Here is a 3,196-nt window from a genome sequence, read left to right as displayed (position 1 = left end):
CGCGGACGGAAGGGGTTGAGACGCAGCGGCAACCGCCTCAGCCGAAGTGCGGGCCCGAGACGTCCTCGCGGGCAGCCAGCTCGCCGTGCTTCACGGTGAGCAAGGTGAACACCAGGATCGCCCCGACGAGGATCATGCCGGCCCCGACGTAGAAGCCACGGGTCGAGGCATAGGTCTGCGCGATGTGGGGGATCGCGTCACCCAGCTGCTTGGCCTGCGCGGACGTGATCGCGCCGCTCTGCACCTGCGCCTGGATCGCCCCTGACAGCTGGGCGGCCCGGCCGGCGAAGGCGTGGGTGAAGACGGTCGAGAGCGCAGCGAGGCCGATGGCCCCACCGATCTGCTGCGCGGTGTTGAGCGCTGCCGACGCCGCTCCCGAGTCCTCCTCGCGGACCCCCGCGGTGGCCGTGAGGGTCAACGGGACGAAGGTGAGACCCATGCCCACGGCCAGCACGACAATCCACGGAAGCAGGTGCGAGGCGTAGCCGCTGTCCACCGTGAGGTTGGTGAACCCCCACATCCCGAGGGTGGCGAGCAGCGCCCCCGGGCCGGAGATCCAGCGGACGTCGATGCGGCTCGCGAGCGCCGAGGCGATCCCAGCGCCGGCGACGATCCCGGCGGAGAAGGGCAGGAAGGCGAACCCGGCCTTGATCGGGCTGTAGCCGAGGACCTGCTGGATGTAGAGGCCGAGGAAGTAGAACATCGCGAACATACCGGCGCCGACGAGGAGCATCACGAAGAGGCTGGTGCCACGGGTGCGGTCGGTGAGGATGCGGATCGGCAGCAACGCGAAGGGGTTCCGTCGTTCGATGACGACGAAGGCCGCGAGGAAGGCGACGCCGGCGACGAGGCAGGCGATGGTCAGGCTCGAGCCCCAGCCGCCGGTCGGCTCGGCCGCGTGGGTCAGGCCGTAGACGATGCCGACGAGACCGGCGGTGCCGGTCAGTGCGCCGCCCAGGTCGAGACGTCCCTGGCCGGCCTCGGACTCGACGAGGACGCGGGGGGCGAGGAAGGCGACGAGGAGGCCGATCGGGACGTTGATGAAGAAGGTCCAGCGCCAGTTGTACTCGGTGAGCACGCCACCGAGGATGAGACCGACGGCCGCGCCGGCGCCGGACATCGCGGCATATACGCCCATCGCGCGGTTGCGCTCCTTGCCCGCCGGGAAGGTCGTCGTGATCAGGGCGAGGGCCGCGGGTGAGGCGATCGCCGCCCCGAGGCCCTGGACGATGCGGGAGACGATCAGCATCGCCGGGTTGAGCGCGAGGCCGCCGACGAGCGAGGCCGAGGCGAAGAGGAGCACACCGACGACGAGCATCTTGCGACGTCCGAGCAGGTCGCCGAGTCGGCCACCGAGGAGCAGCAGGCTGCCGATGGACAGGGCGTAGGCGTTGACGACCCACGACAGGCTGGCCTGGCTGAAGCCGAGGTCGGTCTGGATGTGGGGCAGCGCGATGTTGACGATGGTGCCGTCGAGCACGATCATCAGCTGGGCTCCGCCGATGATGGCGAGGGCGAGCCCGAACCCTCGACGGGGAGCGTCGGCAGGTGCCGTGGCGACCGCGTCCTGCGGTTCGGGGGTGCGGGTGGGATCAGCGACGGTGGACATGGCGAAGCCTTTCGTGGGCGGAGAGAGGTGCTGGCGAGGCCCTGATGGAGACCGGCGTGATGGAGACCGGCCTGATGGAGAGTGGCGCGACGGTGCGCCCGGCGGGGGGAAGGTGCGGTGGACCGTCAGCAGCGACGGCGAGCCGGGGGTATGCCGCGTCGGTGCGGCAGCCCGAGTGGGGTCAGGACGCGGGCGCGTCCCGGTGGACGAAGGTGGCGGCACAGGCCGGGAGGACGACCGTGTCGATCATCGTGATGACCTCGTCGCGTCCGACCGCCCGGCCGAGGAGGAGGAAGTCGTGCATGCACATGGCGGGCAGCACGGTCGAGAGCCGGACGAGGTCGGCGTCGGGGGCGATCTCGCCGCGCTCGACGGATCGGGCGAAGACGGCCAGGGAGCGCTGCAGCTTGGGCTCGATGAACCGCTCCCGGAAGACCTCGAAGAAGTCGGGGTCACGCTGCAGCGCCGGCATCAGGGCCGACACCAGGCCCGGCATGGTGGAGGTCAGCCCACCGTCCTCGCAGGCCCCGACGAGCAGATCGCCCCGCAGGCTGCCGGTATCGATGTCGATGTCGTCGCTGCCGCACATCCGGCTCACGACGGCTTCCACGACGAGCAGGGCCTTGGTGGGCCACTTGCGGTAGAGGGTGGCCTTGCTGGCGTGCACCTCGCCGGCGACGGCGTCGTAGGTGAGCTTGTCGTAGCCGGTCTCGGCGACCAGCCGCACCACGGCGTCGAAGATCTCGACCTCGCGATCGCCCTCGACCCGGGGGCGGGTCGGTGCGGGTGCCTCGGCGGTGCTCACGGGCGGTGTCCTCAAGATTCAGATGGAACGAAACTGTTTCGTTCCATCTAGAGAGTAAACCGCCTCCCGGCGTCCGTCAACCGACCAGCCTCAGGCACTTTCCTTGCGCTGCGCGCGCTTGGCCCGCGGTGGCGCATCCCGGCGCACGATGGTGGGGTTGACGTTGTCGAGGACGACCTCGCGGGTGATGACGACCTTGGCGACGTCCTCCTCGCTCGGCACGTCGAACATCACCGGGAGCAGGACCTCTTCGATGATCGCCCGCAGCCCGCGCGCCCCGATGCCGCGCAACAGCGCCTGCTCGGCGACCGCCTCGACCGCCTCGGTCGTGAACTCGAGCTCGACGCCGTCGATGTCGAACATCTTCTGGTACTGCTTGAGCAGCGCGTTGCGGGGCTCGGTGAGGATCTGGACGAGCGCCTCGCGGTCGAGGGGGCTGACCGTCGTGATGACGGGCAGACGGCCGATGAACTCGGGGATCAGCCCGAACTTCATCAGGTCCTCCGGCATCACCTCGTGGATCGACTCGGCGAGGTCCTTCGGCGTGTGCAGCTCGCTGCCGAAGCCGAGGCCCTTCTTGCCGTTGCGCGACTCGACGAGCTTCTCGAGGCCGGCGAACGCGCCCCCGACGATGAACAGCACGTTGGTCGTGTCGATCTGGATGAACTCCTGGTGCGGGTGCTTGCGGCCACCCTGCGGCGGCACCGAGGCCGTCGTGCCCTCGAGGATCTTCAGCAGTGCCTGCTGGACGCCCTCGCCGGAGACGTCGCGGGTGATCGAGG

At 69.7% G+C, this 3,196-nt stretch carries 3 protein-coding genes; all 3 read right to left on the bottom strand.

What is annotated here, in order from left to right; all coding sequences use genetic code 11:
- Positions 1 to 37 precede the first annotated feature (37 nt).
- Complete coding sequence (locus Q0R63_RS14445) at positions 38 to 1,609, bottom strand: MFS transporter (RefSeq protein WP_295698632.1); 1,572 nt, start codon at positions 1,607 to 1,609, stop codon at positions 38 to 40.
- Between the two features lie 181 nt (positions 1,610 to 1,790).
- Positions 1,791 to 2,414, bottom strand: coding sequence for a TetR/AcrR family transcriptional regulator (locus Q0R63_RS14440; RefSeq protein ID WP_295698630.1), 624 nt, complete (start codon positions 2,412 to 2,414; stop codon positions 1,791 to 1,793).
- Between the two features lie 90 nt (positions 2,415 to 2,504).
- On the bottom strand, positions 2,505 to 3,196 hold a 692-nt coding region (locus Q0R63_RS14435; protein ID WP_295698628.1), incomplete at its 5' end, for an AAA family ATPase.

Origin of the sequence: Lapillicoccus sp. (assembly GCF_025353065.1) — a bacterium.
Lineage (GTDB): Bacteria > Actinomycetota > Actinomycetes > Actinomycetales > Dermatophilaceae > Lapillicoccus.
The sequence above is the reverse complement of the archived record's forward strand: the minus strand, read 5'-3'. Positions and strand labels throughout refer to the sequence as shown.